Source organism: Micromonospora sp. NPDC005367, assembly GCF_040606825.1.
Taxonomy (GTDB): Bacteria; Actinomycetota; Actinomycetes; order Mycobacteriales; family Micromonosporaceae; genus Micromonospora.
On sequence record NZ_JBEXFP010000060.1, the window covers coordinates 12,938 to 28,068 of the forward strand.

Here is a 15,131-nt window from a genome sequence, read left to right on the forward strand (position 1 = left end):
GCGCCGGCGGCGGATCGACGCCGCCGGCCCCACCATGACCCTCGGGAGAGTGCTGTTGGCCGCCACCGGTCGTCGCGTCGCGGTTGCCGCATGGTGCGACGCGCAGGGCGTCACGGCTCCCTCACCGCGGCTCGTGGCCCACCACACAGAGGACAGACGGGGTAAGGCCGTTCATGACTGATGCACCGGTCGGTGGCCGGGCCGCCGACATCCCCGGCGGCCCGGTCCGCGCCGTGACCCTGGTCGACCTGCTCCGCGTCCCGCTGCACCGGATCCGCCTGGTCGGCGCCGTCGCGGCGACCGGGCTACTCGCCGCGCTCGGCTACCTGGTGCTGGTGCCGCCCGCCGTGACCGCGAACGCGGTGGTGGCCGTGCGTCCCGTCGTGACCGACGCCTTCACCCCCAGCGGGGCGGCCGCCGACCGGGCGGTGAACATGAACGTGGAGAGCGGCATCGCGACCGGCACCGAAGTGGTGCATCGGCTGGCCGAGGCGAGCGGCAAGGACCAGCGTGATGTGCGGGACGCGCTGGCGGTCGAGGTGCCCACCGGCGGGCAGATCCTGCGCTTCTCCTACCGCGACCGCTCCGGCCAGCGGGCGGTGCAGAGCGTCAACCTCGCCGCACAGGCTTACCTGGACGTACGCCGGGCGATGTACGAGAACCAGCGGCAGGAAATGGTCCGCTCGTACGACGAGAGCATCGCCAAGGTCACCGAGGAGCGGGCCGCCCTCCAACGGCGGATCGCCGCCGCCCGGTCGGGTGCCCTGGACGCCGCGATCGCCGAGCTCGGCGGGGTCAACAGTCAGCTCACGCAGCTCAACTCGGCGCGTACGGAGATCGCGTCGGTCGACGTCAACCCGGGCTGGGTCACCCGTACCGCCGAACTGGCCCTGGTCTCCACCGGTGGGAACCGGCCGCTGTACCTGCTCAGCGGGCTGGTCGGTGGGGTGCTGGTCGGCGTGGTGCTGGCGTACGCCTGGGAGTCGATGGACCGTCGGGTCCGTTCGGTGGTGGACGTCCGCGACGTCACCGGGCTGCCGATGCTGGGCGCGGTGCGCCGGCAACGGTTCAACGGGCGGCGCCGGCCGGTCGACACCGACGTGCGGTACGTGGCGATGGCCCTCGCCGAGCAGGTACGCCAGCCCGCCCGGATCGCGCTGCTCGCCGCCCGGGAGGAGCCGACCGTGCTCACCGCCGGACTCGCGGTGGCGTTGGCCGCCGAGGGGCGGGAGATCTTCGTGGCCGACGACAGCGGGCGGGTGGAGCAGCTGCGCAGCGCGGTGTTCGCCGATCTGGGCCGGTTGCCGGCCGTCGCCGACCAGTCCCGGCCGGTCGTGCCGAAGCCGCGCCCGGCGGGCACCCCGATCGGCGGGGGCCCGGCCGCGCAGCCGCCGGCGGCCCGCCGGCCGTCGCCGCTGCCGCCCGGTTCCCGGCCGTCGACCGATCCGGACGCCACGCTGACCCTGCCTCGGGTCCCCTCGGCTCGCGCGGGCGAGAACGGCCGGCCGGGCGGTGACGGGGTGTCGGTGGGGCTCGGCAACGTCCGGTTCGGCAGTTGGCGGCAGGGCGCGGATCACGGTCTGGTGCTCTACAACGCCCCACCCGCGGAGTCCGACGAACGCGGTGTGGCGATCGCCCGCCAGGGCACCGCCGTCGTGGTGGTGGAGCGGGACCGGACCCGGCAGAGTGACCTGCGCCGGCTCGTCGACCGGCTCCGGGCGGCGGGTGTCACACCGCTGGGCTTCGTCCTGACCCGCAACGGCAGGGGCTGAGCGTGGCCGTAGCCCGGGCACCGGCCACCGCCGAACCACCGGGGGAACCCCGGCCCGTCGGGCTGCCCGAGCCGGCCGGATCGTACCCGCCGCTGCTGCCGCTCTGGCCGCTGGCGGTGATGTTCGGCCTGGTGCCGCTCTGGTGGGCGGCGGGCGCCTTCTACCTCGGCTGGTCGATCTTCGGCGCGCTGCTCTTCGCGCTGCTGTCGACCCGGGGTCGGATCCCACTGCCGCCGGCGACGGGGATCTGGCTGCTCTTCCTCGCCCTGGTGGTGGCGAGCGCCGTCCGTCTGCCGTCGGCCGGATCGCTGCCGATGTTCGCTCTGCGGCTCGGCTTCTACCTGACCGCAATCGTGGTGGGTGTCTACGTGTACACCCTCGCCCGGGAACGTGCCGACCAGGCGACGGTGCTCGTGCCGCTCTGCGCGTTCTGGCTCGGCCTGGTGGCGCTGGGCTGGCTGGGTGTGCTGGCGCCGCGGCTGGCGTTGACGACACCGGTGGAGGTGCTTCTGCCGGGCGGTGTCGTCGGCAACTCCTACATCCAGGACCTGGTCCACGTCGGCGCGGCCGAGTACAGCGTCCGCTCCCTCGATCCGATCTTCCGGCCGGCCGCGCCGTTCCCGTACACCAACAACTACGGCAGCGCGTACGCCCTGACGCTGCCGTGTGTGGTGGCGTACACCATGCTGCGCCGGCGTGGGGTGCTGCGCTGGGGGCTCCTGGCCTCCCTTCCGCTGTCGTTGGCGCCGGCCTTCCTCACCCTCAACCGGGTGATGTTCGCCAGCCTCGGGGTGGGCCTCGCCGTGCTGGGTCTGCGCGCCGCGCTGCGCGGCAACTTGCGGGTGGGTGCGTCGGTCGTCGGTGTGCTGGTCATCGGCGGCCTCGCCACGCTCTTCATCCCGGTGACCGAGCTGATCGGCGACCGCGTGGAGTCCAGCGACACCAACGACGACAGGTTCTCCCTCTATGCCGAGGTGATCCGCCGCATTGGCGACTCTCCATGGCTCGGCTACGGGGCGCCGGCCAGCACGGACACGGTCTCCGCGCCGGCGCCGGTCGGTACGCAGGGGCAGCTGTGGATGGTGCTGTTCAGCCACGGCGTACCGGCGCTGATCTGCTTCGTCGCCTGGTTCGTCGTGGTCGCGGCGAACGTGCGGCGAGTCCGCTCGGCGGCCGGCCAGTGGCTGGCGGTCGTTCCGCTGATCTGCCTGGTACAGATCCCGTTCTACGGAATGGCCAGCCCGAACCTCGCGGTCGCCTTCTTCGCCGTCGCCTTCACCCTGGCGCTCACCGAGCGGGAGCACGCCCCCGGCCGGCGGCACCTCGCACCGCCCCCGCGTCGGGCGGTGCCGGCGTGACCGCGAGCACCCGGCCGGGCGCCGCCGCCCGTCCCGGCGACGGCGGGTCGCCGGGTGCCGCCGGCCGAGCGGAGGGTGCAGCCGACCGGGTGGCGGAGGCCCGCCGCAGCGCCCGCAGTGGCGTCGCCGGGCTGGCCGGGGCGGCCGTCAACGGTCTCTTCGGGTTCCTGCTGGCGGTCGTCATCACGCGCGGCTACGGCACCGTCGGCTCGGGCGTGTTCTTCACCTTGATCGGCGTGGTCACGGTGGCCGCGGCCGTCTGCACGTTGGGCGCGGAGACCGGGCTGATCTGGGCCCTTCCCCGCCGGCGCACCGGGGGGCGGGGGGACGCTGCCCGCGTCCTCGCGGTGGCGTTGCTGCCACCGCTGGTCGCCGCGCTGTTCGTCGGGGTGGCCGGTCTGCTCGCCGCCGACGCGCTCGCGCCGCGCCTGCTGGACGGCCCGGCGGACCACGGCGCCGCCCTGATCGCGGTGAGCTTCGCCGCGATTCCGCTGGTGGTCACCATGACGCTGCTCCTGGCGGCGCTGCGCTGTCTGCGTCCGATGCGCGTGTACGTCGGGGTGCAGTCGGTCCTGATGCCGCTCGCCCGGCCGGCGCTGGTCGGCGCCGCCGTCCTGGCCGGCGGCGGTTTGCTCGCAGGGTTGGCCGGTTGGCTCGTGCCGGCCGCGCTCACCATCGTGGTCAGCCTGGTGCTGGTGGTCGGTCCGCTCGGTGTCGGGCGGGGGGCGGCGCTGCGTCCGGAGCGGGCCGACTGGTCGACGTTCTGGGCGTTCGCCCTGCCCCGGGCCGCGTCCGCGGCGATCGACGCCAGCGCCGTGTGGGTCGGCGTACTGCTCACCTCGGTGCTCGCCGGTCAGGCCGACGCGGGTGTCTTCGGGGCGGTGGGCCGCTACGTCCTGGCCGGGCAGCTCGCGATGCAGGGGCTGCGGGTGGCGGTGTCGCCGCAGCTGTCCCGGTTGCTCGGCCGTGGCGACCGAGCAGCCGCGGCGGCGGTGCACCGGCAGCTCACCACCTGGGCGTTGGTGCTGTCCTGGCCGGTCTACCTGCTCCTGGCCGTCTTCGGGCTGGCCTTCCTCCAGCTCTTCGGCCCCGAGTTCACCGCGGGCGCCACCGCGATGACCGTGCTCGCGCTGGCGATGCTGCTCAACACCGGCGTGGGGAACGTGCAGAGCCTGCTGCTGATGAGCGGGCGCAGTGGGCTGCACCTCTGTGCCACGGTCGCGAACCTGCTGGTCACCGTCTCGCTGGGACTCTGGCTGATCCCCGAGCATCGGGTGACCGGTGCGGCGGTGGCCTGGGCGGTGGGAATCGCCACCGAGAACCTCATGGCGGCGGGCTTCACCCGGGCCGTGGTGGGTGAGCGGCTGGTCGACCGGGGGCAGTTGCGCGCGGCGGTCGTGACGATCGCCGCAGTGGGGCTCGCCGCGTCGGTCGGCGTGCTCACCGCGGGTCGGGGCATCCCCGGGCTCGCGGTGGCGATCACCGTGCTGACGGCCGGCTGCATCGTGATGGTGGCGCTGCCCCGGGTGCGACGGCGCATCCGGGCGACCATGGGACAGATCCGCGGGCGGCCGGCGTCGTCGGACGACGCCGGCGCCGCCGCGACGACGAAGGGCAGGTGAGGTACGTCGTGCCGTCCATCCGTAACCGGGTGAAGCAGCTCGTGCCGGCCCAGGTGACCGACCGGGTGAAGGAGTCCCTGGTCGACTACGGGGTGCGGACAAGCGACCGGCGACCGCTACCGGACTTCCTCATCATCGGCACCAAGCGGGGTGGCACCACGTCACTGTGGAACTACCTGATCCAGCACCCGTTGGTGCCGCGCCTCTTTCCCGCGTGGAACACGAAGGCGTCGCACTACTTCGAGGAGTACTGGGGCCGGGGTGAGGCCTGGTACCGGTCGCACTTCCCGACGCAGCGGCAGCGGGCGGCACTGGCGAGCCGGCACGGTGGGTCCGTGCGGGTAGGCGAGGCGGCCCCGCTGTACATGTTCCATCCGCTGGCCGCGCAGCGCGTCGCCGCGCTCATGCCGTCCGTACGGCTGGTCGTGCTGCTGCGCGACCCGGTCGAGCGGGCGTACTCGCACTGGAAGGAGCGGCGTACGCACGGCATCGAGCCGCTGGACTTCGCCGACGCCCTGGCCGCCGAGGACGAGCGCATCGCGGGGGAGCGGGAACGGCTGATCGCCGAGCCGGAATACCACAGTGAGCGCTACGACTGGTACAGCTACCGGACCCGGGGGCGCTACCTGGAGCACCTGGAGCCCTGGCTGGAGCGGTTTGACCGGAGCCAGTTCCTCTTCCTGCCCAGCGAGGGGCTCTACCGGGACGCCCGGGGGACCTACCGCCGGACGCTCGACTTCCTCGGGCTGCCCCCGTACGACCTGCCGGACTTCAAGGTCTACAACGATCGGCGGTCCGCGCCGCTGGAGCCGGAGGTGCGGGAGGAGCTGACGGCGTACTACCGGCCGTACAACGACGCGCTGCGGCAGCGGCTCGGTCTGGACCTCGACTGGCCGGGACGGCCGGCGTGACGGCCACGGTGACCACGTCCGGCGACCCCCGGTTGCGTGGCGACGGCCTGGGATGGGTGACGCGGGCGGTCTTCGGCGACGAGCGGGTCGTGCTCACCGTGGGCGCGGCGCCGGCCGGTCACCGGGTGGCGGCCCGGTACGCGGTCGTCCCGTCGCTGTCCCGGCCCCGGTTCCTGCTGCCGCTCGGCGCGCCACGGGCCACTGCGGCGGCGCTGCTGGCGTACAACGCGTTGCGCCCACCGCGGGTGCGTGCGGTACGGGCGGCGCTCGGCGGGCTGTCCCGGGTGGGCGCGGCAGGTCCGGCCTTCCCCACCCTCACCGTGTCGGTGCCGGCGGGTTCGGCCGCGGGTGAGCTGCTGCTGGCCGAGCGGCTCGCCGTGGACCTGGCCGCCGGTCCGCTGCACGCGGGTTGCGGTGTGCGTCCGCCCGACCCGAACCACAAGCCCACCCTCGCGCTCTTCACCGGTGACGGCCGGCCCCAGGGGTACGCGAAGATCGGCTGGAACGGCGCGACCCGGGCCCTGGTGTCCGCCGAGGCCGCGGCGCTGCGCGAGCTGGCCGAGCTGACCGGGGTGCCCGACCATCCGGTGACGCCCCGGCTGCTCACCGAGATCGAGTGGGCCGGGCAGGTCGTCGCGGTGGTCGAGCCGTTGCCACCGCGGGTACGCGGGGTCCCGGTCAGCGATCCGCCGCGGATCGCGGCGCTGCTCGCGGTGGCTCGCCGGGGCCGCCCCGCGCCGCCGTCCCGCCCGCTGGCAGGCTCGTCGTTCCTCGACCGGCTGGCCGCCGAGGCGGCTCGGGCGGCCGATGCCGACCCGTCCGGCCGGCGTGCCGTCGCCGCCGTGGCCGCGCTGGCCCGCCGGCACGGCGGCACGGCGCTCGAATTCGGGCACTGGCACGGCGACTGGGTGCCGTGGAACCTGGGCCGGCACGCCGGCGAGCTGGTCGCCTGGGACTGGGAGCACAGTGGACCGGACGTCCCGCTCGGCTTCGACCTGGCGCACGACGCGTTCCAGCGGGCGCTGGTCCTGCGCGGCGAGCCGGCCGCGGCCGCGGCCGGAGCGGTCGGCACCCGGCTCACCCGGTACGGCGACCAGCTGGGGCTCGGGCCGGCGCAGCGCCGGGCGGTGGCCGACGCGTACCTGGTGGAGATGTGGCTGCGGACCTTCCGGCTGGCCGATGCCGGGGCGGGTTGGAACGCCGCGCTGCATCCGGCGCTGCTCGACGTCATCGAGAAACGACATAGCGTCTGATCCGGGCGGTTCGCCGCGCCGACGGGCGTTGACCATTGGCGTAGCGTGACGGAAGAATTGCTCGTCGTGATGGCGGTCGATGTGCCGCCGCGGCCGGTGGCTCCGTGGACACCGGCGGACCATCGATCGATCACCCAGTCGCCCTATACACCGGCCGGTTGACCTGTGATCTGCTTCTGCGTGGCGCCGGCCGAAATTCCAAGCGAACTTGTGGGGAGTCGCGTGGACGTGAACATCGAGGACGGAGGGCCACCGGTTCTCCTGCTGGTCGGATCCAGCGGTGGACACCTGGCCCAACTGCTGGCACTGCGCCCCTGGTACGAGAACTGGCGCCGATGCTGGGTCACGTTCGACACGCCCGAGGCGGTGTCGCTGCTCGCCGGCGAGGAGCTGGTGCCGGCGCACCATCCGACCACCCGGAACGTGCCGAACCTGCTGCGCAACGCCGTGCTGGCCTGGCGGATCCTGCGACGCCGTCGGGTCGCCGCGGTGGTGACCACGGGCGCGGGCGTCGCCGTGCCGTTCGTCGTACTGGCCCGGCTGCGGCGCGTGCCGACCGTCTACATCGAGGTGTACGACCGGATCGACACGCCGACGCTGACCGCTCGGCTCTGCCGGCCGTTCCTCTCCGCCATGCTCGTGCAGTGGGACGAGCAGAGGCGCCAGTATCCGGAGGCGACGGTCGTGGGGACGCTGCTGTGAGCGGGGACGCGGGCACCGGGACAGCCCCGGCGCACCGGCCGGCACCGGGTCGGAGCACCCTGCACATCGCCCGGCCGGTCGGCCGCCCGGATCCGACGCGCGTGCCCCGGCAGCGCGACCGCGCCGACTCCGCCCGGCTCCAGCTCCTCGTCGCCGTCGGCACCGACAAGCATCCCTTCGACCGCCTGGTGAGCTGGCTGGAGGAGTGGCACGTCGAGGCCGCCGACCAGGTCGGCCTCACCGTCCAGCACGGTCACACCCGGGCTCCGGAGGTGCCCGGCGCGGTGCCGTTCCTCGGCCACGACGCGCTCCAGAGCGCGATGGCCGGCGCCGACCTGGTGCTCTGCCACGGTGGGCCGGCCACCATCCTGGAGGCCCGCCGCCACGGTCATCTACCGATCGTGGTCCCACGGGACCCGTCTCAGGGGGAGCACGTGGACGACCACCAGCAGCTCTTCGCGCGCCGGCTCGGCGCGGCGGGCATGGTGGCCCTCTGCGAGTCCCGCGCCGAGTTGCGCGACACGCTCGCCGCCGGGCTGGCCGACCCGACCCGGTTCGCGGTCGCCGCCGACGCGGCCGCGTCCCACGCGCAGCAGGTTGCGGTGGCCCGGGTCGGCCAGATCGTGGACGAGCTGGTCGCCGCCGCCTCGCGGCGCCGGCGCTGGTGGCGGGTGCGGGCGCGGTCGGCCCGCGGTGAGGAGAGTGACCGGTGACGGCAGCCCCCTCGGTCAGCGTCGTGGTGCCCACCCGGGACCGGCCGGAGCTGCTCCGGGCCGCGGTGCGGGCCGTCCTCGACCAGGAGCACCCCGGCCCGATCGAGGTGGTGGTGGTCCACGACCAGTCCGAGCCGGACCGGTCGCTCGAAGACCTGTCGCGGCCCGACCGGCGGGTCCGGGTGATCCGCAACGAGCGGACGCCGGGGCTGGCCGGGGCGCGCAACGCGGGCACCCTGGCCGCCGAGGGTGAGCTGATCGCGTTCTGCGACGACGACGACGAGTGGCTGCCCGGCAAACTCGCCGCCCAGGTCGCGGCGATCGCCGCCGCGCCCGACGCCGAGTTCGTGAGCTGCGGCATCCGGGTCAGCTACGACGGGCACACCATCGACCGGGTGCTCGACCGGGAGCGGATCACCCTCGCCGATCTGCTGCGCGACCGGATGACCGAGCTGCACCCGTCCACGTTCCTGATTCGCGCGGCCGCGCTGCGCGACGGTTTCGGGCTGGTCAACGAGGAGATACCGGGCAGCTACGCGGAGGACTACGAGTTCCTGCTCCGGGCCGCCCGCAGCGCACCGCTGGTCAACCTGCGCACCCCGTACGTGCTGGTGCGCTGGCACAAAAAGTCGTACTTCGCCCAGCGGTGGGACACCATCTCCGCCGCGTTGCAGTGGCTTCTGGACCGCTATCCCGAGTTCGCCGGCCAGCCCGCCGGCGAAGCCAGGGTGGCCGGGCAGATCGCCTTCGCCCGGGCCGCCTCCGGGGACCGGCGCGGGGCGCTGCACTGGGCCCGTCGCACGCTGCGCCGCAACCCCCGCGAACCGCGGGCCTACCTGGCGCTGGCCGTGGCCGGCCGGATGGTCCGCGCGGACGCCGTTCTGCGCACGTTGCACAAGCGCGGTCGGGGCCTCTGAGCCACGCCCGTCGACTGCGCACGCCGCCCGCGCCGGGCACGGCGCCACCCCCCGACCTCGCAGAGAAGGATCCCGGCCCATGGCACTTCACTCGCTCAGGTTCCGTCTGGTCGACTCGCCGACATCGCTCGGCGCGAAGCGGCGCGCGCGGCGCGCGCTCTGGCTGTCGGAGGCGTTCCCCCACCTCGCCGAGATGAGCGTGCTCGACCTCGGCGGGCGGGTAGAGAGCTGGGCCCGGGTGCCGGTCCGGCCGGGCCGCGTCCACGTCGTCAACCTGGAACCGCTCCCGGCGGAGCTGCCCGAGTGGGCTGAGGCGGATCACGCCGATGCGTGCGAACTGCCGAAGGGCATTCTGAGCCGCCGCTACGACCTCGTCTTCAGCAACAGCGTGTTGGAGCACGTCGGCGGGCACGAACGGCGTCGGCGCATGGCGGAGGCGATCCGCGAGCTGGCGCCCGCGTACTGGGTGCAGACCCCCTACCGGTACTTCCCGATCGAGCCCCACTGGGTGGCGCCTGGCATGCAGTTCCTGCCGGTGTCGGCGCGGGTGGTCGTCGCACGCAGGTGGCCGCTGGCGTACACCCCGGGCAAGTCCTATGAGGCGGCGATGCGACAGGTCCTGACGACGGAGCTGATCGGTCGGGCGGAACTGCGCTACCTCTTCCCGGACGCCACCATCCGCAGCGAGCGCCTGGTGGGATTCACCAAGTCGCTGATCGCGATCAGGACGTCGTGATCCGGGTCGTCGGTGCCCGTGCCCGGACGAGCGGCATCCGACGGTTCTCCGCTGTCGGGTGGGCCGGTCGGGGCGGGTCGGCGCGCCCCGGCCGGTCGGCGGACACCACCGTCCGCAGGGCGGGACGGGGTGGGCACCGCACCGGACCGACCACACGGCGTGACAAACTTGCGCCTGTGTTGCGCTGGCTGACCGCAGGTGAATCGCACGGACCCGCCCTCGTCGCGCTGCTCGAGGGGGTGCCCGCCGGGGTCGAGCTGACCACCGGCGACATCTCCGCCGAGCTGGCCCGCCGGCGGCTCGGCTATGGCCGGGGTGCCCGGATGTCGTTCGAGCAGGACGAGGTCGAGATCATCGGCGGCCTGCGGCACGGCCTCACCATCGGCAGCCCGGTGGCCATCCGGGTGGGCAACTCCGAGTGGTCCAAGTGGCGCACGGTGATGGCCGCCGATCCGGTCGACCCGGAGGAACTGGCCGGGCAGGCGCGAAACGCCCCGCTCACCCGCCCGCGGCCCGGGCACGCGGACCTCGCCGGCATGCAGAAGTACGGCCACCGTGACGCCCGGCCGATCCTGGAGCGGGCCAGCGCCCGCGAGACCGCGGCCCGGGTCGCGGTCGGCGCCGTCGCCAAGGCGCTGGTGAAGCAGACCCTCGGCATCGAGATCGTCTCGCACGTGGTGGAGCTGGGCTCGGTCGCCGCGAAGCCCGGACTGCGGCCGCGCCCGGAGGACGCCCAGCGGATCGACGCCGACCCGCTGCGGTGCCTCGACTCGGAGGCGAGCGCGCGGATGGTCGCCGAGGTCGACGCCGCGAAGAAGGACGCCGACACCCTCGGCGGCGTGGTCGAGGTGCTGGCGTACGGAGTGCCGCCGGGCCTCGGCAGCCACGTGCAGTGGGACCGCAAGCTCGACGCCCGGCTCGCCGCCGCGCTGATGTCCATCCAGGCGATCAAGGGTGTGGAGATCGGCGACGGCTGGCAGCAGGCGCGGTCGCGGGGCTCCGCCGCCCACGACGAGATCATCGGCACGGCCACCGGCGTACGGCGGGTCACCGATCGGGCCGGCGGGCTGGAGGGTGGCATCACCACGGGTGAGCCGCTGCGGGTCAAGGCCGCGATGAAGCCGATCTCGTCGCTGAACCGGGCCCTGGCCACGGTCGACGTCACCACCGGCGAGCCGGCGACGGCGATCAACCAGCGGTCGGACGTGTGCGCGGTCCCGGCCGCCGCCGTGGTGGCCGAGGCGATGGTCGCCCTGGTGCTCGCCGAGGCGACCATGGAGAAGTTCGGCGGCGACTCCGTCGCCGAGATCCGCCGCAACCTGGCCGGCTACCTGGACGCGCTGGTGATCCGGTGACCGGGGCGGCGGCAGCCGGGGTGACCCGGCCGGTTTGCGTACTGGTCGGCGCGCCCGGCTCGGGCAAGACCACGGTCGGGCAGGCGCTCGCCGCCGGGCTCGGGGTGGAGTTCCGCGACACCGACGTGGACATCGAGCGGATGGCCGGCAAGCCGATCCCGGAGATCTTCATCGACGAGGGTGAGGCGCACTTCCGTGCGCTCGAACGCGCCGCGGTGGCCGCGGCGCTCGCCTCCTGCCCGGGTGTGCTGGCGCTCGGTGGCGGCGCGGTGCTCGCCGAGGAGACCCGGGCCGCCCTGGTGGGACACCCGGTGGTGTTCCTCTCCGTCGAGCTGCCGGACGCGGTCAAGCGGGTCGGGCTGGGCGCCGGTCGCCCGCTACTGGCGATCAATCCGCGGGCGACCCTCAAGCATCTGATGGACCAGCGCCGCCCGCTCTACGAAGAGGTCGCCACGGCGACCGTGCGCACCGACGGGCGGAGCCCGGCAGAGATCGCGGCGGAGATCCATGCGCTGCTCAAGCAGCGCTGACGTCGCCGGCGCCGGTCGGCTCGGCTAGGCTGCCCGCGATGGACGAGGTGACCCGGATCCCGGTCGGCGGCGAACAGTCGTACGACGTGCTGGTGGGACGCGACCTGCTCGACACGGTGCCCGGCCTGCTGCCCGGGGCGACCCGGGTGGCGCTGCTGCACGCCCCACCGCTCAAGGAACTGACCGACGCGCTCGGCGAGCGGCTGCGGGCGGCCGGCATCGCGCCGTTGCCGATCGAGGTGCCGGACGCCGAGGCGGGCAAGCGGGTCGAGGTCGCCGCGGAATGCTGGGACCGGCTCGGTGAGGCCGGCTTCACCCGTACCGACGCGGTCGTCGGGGTGGGTGGTGGCGCGGTCACCGACCTGGCGGGCTTCGTCGCCGCCTGCTGGCTGCGTGGCGTGCGCTGGGTGCCGGTGGCCACGTCGCTGCTCGGCATGGTCGACGCCGCAGTGGGCGGCAAGACCGGAATCAACACCGCCGCGGGCAAGAACCTGGTCGGCGCGTTCCACCCGCCGGTCGGGGTGATCTGCGACCTGGCCACCCTGGACAGCCTGCCGCCGGCGGACCTGGCGGCGGGGCTCGCCGAGGTGGTGAAGTGCGGCTTCATCGCCGACCCGGTGATCCTCGACCTGGTCGAGGCGAACCCGATGGCGGCCGTCGACCCGACCGGGGCGGTGGCCCGTGAGCTGATCGAGCGGGCGATCCGGGTGAAGGCCGACGTGGTCTCCGGCGACCTGCGCGAGTCCGGCGTCCGTGAGGTCCTCAACTACGGCCACACCCTGGCGCACGCGATCGAGAAGGTGGAAGGCTACCGCTGGCGGCACGGGCACGCGGTCGCGGTCGGCGTGGTTTACGCGGGTGCGCTGGCCCGGCTCGCCGGCCGGCTCGACGAGCCCACCGCCCGCCGGCACCGTACGGCGATGGCCGCGCTCGGCCTGCCCACCAGCTACCCGGCGGACGCCTGGCCGCAGCTGCTGGCCGCGATGCGGGTGGACAAGAAGGCCCGGGGGAGTCGGCTGCGTTTCGTGGTGCTGGACGGGCTGGCCCGCCCGGCGATCCTGGAGGGCCCGGACGACGCCCTGCTGCACGCCGCGTACGAGGAGGTGGCGCAGCGGTGAAGGTCCGTGTGCTGAACGGGCCGAACCTCGGGCGGCTGGGCACCCGTGAGCCCGACGTGTACGGCGCGAGCACCTACGCCGACCTCGTGGCACTCTGCGAGTCGACCGGCCGGGAGCTCGGCCTCGACGTCACGGTGCGGCAGACCGACGCCGAGCACGAGCTGCTCGGCTGGCTGCACGCCGCCGCGGACGAGGGTGCCGCGGTGGTGCTCAACCCGGCGGCGTGGTCGCACTACTCGTACGCCGTCCGCGACGCCTGCGCGATGCTGCGCGGCCCGCTGATCGAGGTACACATCTCCAACATTCACAGTCGCGAGGAGTTCCGGCACCACTCGGTGGTGTCCGCGGTGGCGACCGGGGTGATCTGCGGGCTGGGCCTCGACGGGTACCGCCTGGCCCTGCAGCACCTGGCCACCAGCGCCACCACCCGCTGACGCACTGCCCCGTCCCCGGCCCCGCGCCCCCGGCCCTGCGGCGCCCGGCTCCTGCGGGCTGGCCGCTGTCCACGTCACGGCCGGCATTTCACGCACCGCAACCACCGTGCGTCTTCACGTTGAGTGACGATCCCTGTGCTGTCCTGTGCCGTGCTTCGCTCCCTTTGCTCTGCACCCCTATCCGCACCGCCCCGATGACCTGGTGCTCAGCCGGGTGGGGGCGGCCGTGGGTGGTCGATGGGCGCTCACCGTCCGCTACGGGCGCGTCCGTGGGTGCAGAGCAAAGGGGGCGGCGGGTGGTGCTAGGTGGCGCGCGGTGGGGCACGTGGGGTGACGTTGATCACGGGGTGTGGGGCGGGGTCGGGCTGGGTTCGGCGGGCCGGGGACCGCGAGGGCAGCGGCGGGACGGGTGGAGCGAGGCCCTGCCCTGGTGGGACTAGTAGACTTCCCAGGTCTGTCCGCCAATTGATGATCAAGGCAGGAAATGGCCACCACCAACGACCTGAAGAACGGCCTGGTACTCAACCTCGACGGGGGGCTCTGGTCCGTTGTCGAGTTCCAGCACGTCAAGCCTGGTAAGGGTGGTGCTTTCGTGCGCACCACGCTGAAGAACGTGCTCTCCGGCAAGGTGGTCGACAAGACCTTCAACGCGGGCACCAAGGTCGAGACGGCGACCGTCGACAAGCGCACGATGCAGTACCTCTACGCCGATGGCGAGGACTACGTCTTCATGGACCTGGAGACGTACGACCAGATCACCGTCCCGGGCGGCACCGTCGGCGAGGCGGCCAACTACCTGCTGCCCGAGGCCGAGGCGACCGTCGCCACCCACGAGAGCGTTCCGCTGTACATCGAGCTGCCGACCAGCGTCGTGCTCGAGGTCACCTACACCGAGCCGGGTCTGCAGGGCGACCGCTCCACGGGCGGCAACAAGCCGGCCACCGTCGAAACCGGGGCGACCGTCCAGGTGCCGCTGTTCATCACCACCGGCGAGAAGATCAAGGTCGACACTCGGGACGGCCGTTACCTCGGCCGCGCCTGATGGCCGAGGGTCCCAAGCAGCAGATGCCGGCGCGCCGCAAGGCGCGTAAGCGGGCACTGGACGTGCTCTTCGAGGCCGACCTGCGCGACCGCCCGCCCGTGGAGGTGCTGGCCGGCTACCTCGAGCGCATCGAGCGGCCACACCCGGAGCACCTGGGTTACGCAGTGGGGCTGGTCGAGGGGGTCGCCGACCACCTCGACCGGATCGATGAGGTGATCGCCAGCTACGCCGAGGGTTGGACGCTCGAGCGGATGCCCGCGGTCGACCGCAACCTCGCCCGGATCGCCGTCTACGAGTTGCTCTACCTCGACGAGATCGACGACGCCGTGGCGATCAGCGAGGCCGTCGAGCTGGCCCGGCAGATGTCGACGGACGACTCCCCGCGCTTCCTCAACGGGGTGCTCGGCCGGATCGCGGAGTACGCCACCCGCTGAACGACTCCCGGCCGAACGGTTCGCACGGACCGTTCGGGCCGGGATGCCGTACGGGCCCCACCGGGCACCCGCCCGGCACGACCCCCCGGAATCCGGCACGGACTGGCGGAACAGCGTGCAACGCCGCACCGGACAGCGGAACAGAAAGGGGCCCGGGCGGTCGGCCCGGGGCCGTTGTGGTGGTGAGGGGGTCAGGGGGGGGAGAACGCCCCGGGGGGGGGGGCGGGGCCGCCG

The 15,131-nt window shown here is 73.7% G+C and carries 15 protein-coding genes; all 15 read left to right on the forward strand.

Annotated features, from left to right (window positions below):
• Positions 1-173 precede the first annotated feature (173 nt).
• The 15 genes from ABZS42_RS28465 to nusB all read left to right on the forward strand — a co-directional run bounded on the left by ABZS42_RS28465 (position 174) and on the right by nusB (position 14,897).
• Positions 174-1,772, forward strand: a complete 1,599-nt coding sequence (locus ABZS42_RS28465; protein ID WP_355150424.1) for a lipopolysaccharide biosynthesis protein — start codon at positions 174-176, stop codon at positions 1,770-1,772.
• A gap of 62 nt (positions 1,773-1,834) precedes the next feature.
• The gene (locus tag ABZS42_RS28470; protein WP_355150456.1) at positions 1,835-3,130 is read left to right on the forward strand and encodes an O-antigen ligase family protein; all 1,296 of its coding nucleotides are present in this window, start codon (positions 1,835-1,837) and stop codon (positions 3,128-3,130) included.
• An 89-nt stretch (positions 3,131-3,219) separates the two neighbouring features.
• Positions 3,220-4,752 (forward strand): polysaccharide biosynthesis C-terminal domain-containing protein, encoded by a 1,533-nt coding sequence (locus ABZS42_RS28475; RefSeq protein WP_355150458.1) that lies wholly within the window; start codon positions 3,220-3,222, stop codon positions 4,750-4,752.
• An 8-nt stretch (positions 4,753-4,760) separates the two neighbouring features.
• The gene (locus ABZS42_RS28480; protein ID WP_355150460.1) at positions 4,761-5,663 is read left to right on the forward strand and encodes a sulfotransferase domain-containing protein; all 903 of its coding nucleotides are present in this window, start codon (positions 4,761-4,763) and stop codon (positions 5,661-5,663) included.
• Positions 5,660-6,916, forward strand: a complete 1,257-nt coding sequence (locus ABZS42_RS28485) for a hypothetical protein (protein WP_355150426.1) — start codon at positions 5,660-5,662, stop codon at positions 6,914-6,916. The genes ABZS42_RS28480 and ABZS42_RS28485 overlap by 4 nt, the downstream gene beginning before the upstream one ends.
• Before the next feature lie 222 nt (positions 6,917-7,138).
• The gene (locus ABZS42_RS28490) at positions 7,139-7,618 is read left to right on the forward strand and encodes a UDP-N-acetylglucosamine--LPS N-acetylglucosamine transferase (RefSeq protein ID WP_355150428.1); all 480 of its coding nucleotides are present in this window, start codon (positions 7,139-7,141) and stop codon (positions 7,616-7,618) included.
• A gap of 65 nt (positions 7,619-7,683) precedes the next feature.
• Positions 7,684-8,331: a glycosyltransferase gene (locus tag ABZS42_RS28495; protein ID WP_355150462.1), complete on the forward strand. Its 648-nt coding sequence runs from the start codon at positions 7,684-7,686 to the stop codon at positions 8,329-8,331.
• The gene (locus ABZS42_RS28500; RefSeq protein ID WP_355150430.1) at positions 8,328-9,248 is read left to right on the forward strand and encodes a glycosyltransferase family 2 protein; all 921 of its coding nucleotides are present in this window, start codon (positions 8,328-8,330) and stop codon (positions 9,246-9,248) included. The genes ABZS42_RS28495 and ABZS42_RS28500 overlap by 4 nt, the downstream gene beginning before the upstream one ends.
• A 79-nt stretch (positions 9,249-9,327) precedes the next feature.
• Complete coding sequence (locus ABZS42_RS28505) at positions 9,328-9,984, forward strand: class I SAM-dependent methyltransferase (RefSeq protein WP_355150432.1); 657 nt, start codon at positions 9,328-9,330, stop codon at positions 9,982-9,984.
• 176 nt (positions 9,985-10,160) lie between these two features.
• Positions 10,161-11,339 carry a chorismate synthase gene (gene aroC / locus ABZS42_RS28510; protein WP_355150434.1) on the forward strand — a complete coding sequence of 393 codons (1,179 nt, stop codon included), beginning with the start codon at positions 10,161-10,163 and terminating at the stop codon, positions 11,337-11,339.
• 20 nt (positions 11,340-11,359) lie between these two features.
• Positions 11,360-11,869, forward strand: a complete 510-nt coding sequence (locus tag ABZS42_RS28515) for a shikimate kinase (protein WP_076472940.1) — start codon at positions 11,360-11,362, stop codon at positions 11,867-11,869.
• 38 nt (positions 11,870-11,907) lie between these two features.
• The gene (gene aroB / locus ABZS42_RS28520; RefSeq protein WP_355150436.1) at positions 11,908-12,987 is read left to right on the forward strand and encodes a 3-dehydroquinate synthase; all 1,080 of its coding nucleotides are present in this window, start codon (positions 11,908-11,910) and stop codon (positions 12,985-12,987) included.
• The gene (gene aroQ / locus ABZS42_RS28525; RefSeq protein WP_355150438.1) at positions 12,984-13,421 is read left to right on the forward strand and encodes a type II 3-dehydroquinate dehydratase; all 438 of its coding nucleotides are present in this window, start codon (positions 12,984-12,986) and stop codon (positions 13,419-13,421) included. The genes aroB and aroQ overlap by 4 nt, the downstream gene beginning before the upstream one ends.
• A 484-nt stretch (positions 13,422-13,905) precedes the next feature.
• Positions 13,906-14,463: an elongation factor P gene (gene efp / locus ABZS42_RS28530; protein WP_355150440.1), complete on the forward strand. Its 558-nt coding sequence runs from the start codon at positions 13,906-13,908 to the stop codon at positions 14,461-14,463.
• A 23-nt stretch (positions 14,464-14,486) separates the two neighbouring features.
• Positions 14,487-14,897 carry a transcription antitermination factor NusB gene (gene nusB, locus ABZS42_RS28535; RefSeq protein WP_355150464.1) on the forward strand — a complete coding sequence of 137 codons (411 nt, stop codon included), beginning with the start codon at positions 14,487-14,489 and terminating at the stop codon, positions 14,895-14,897.
• The last annotated feature ends 234 nt before the right edge of the window (positions 14,898-15,131 follow it).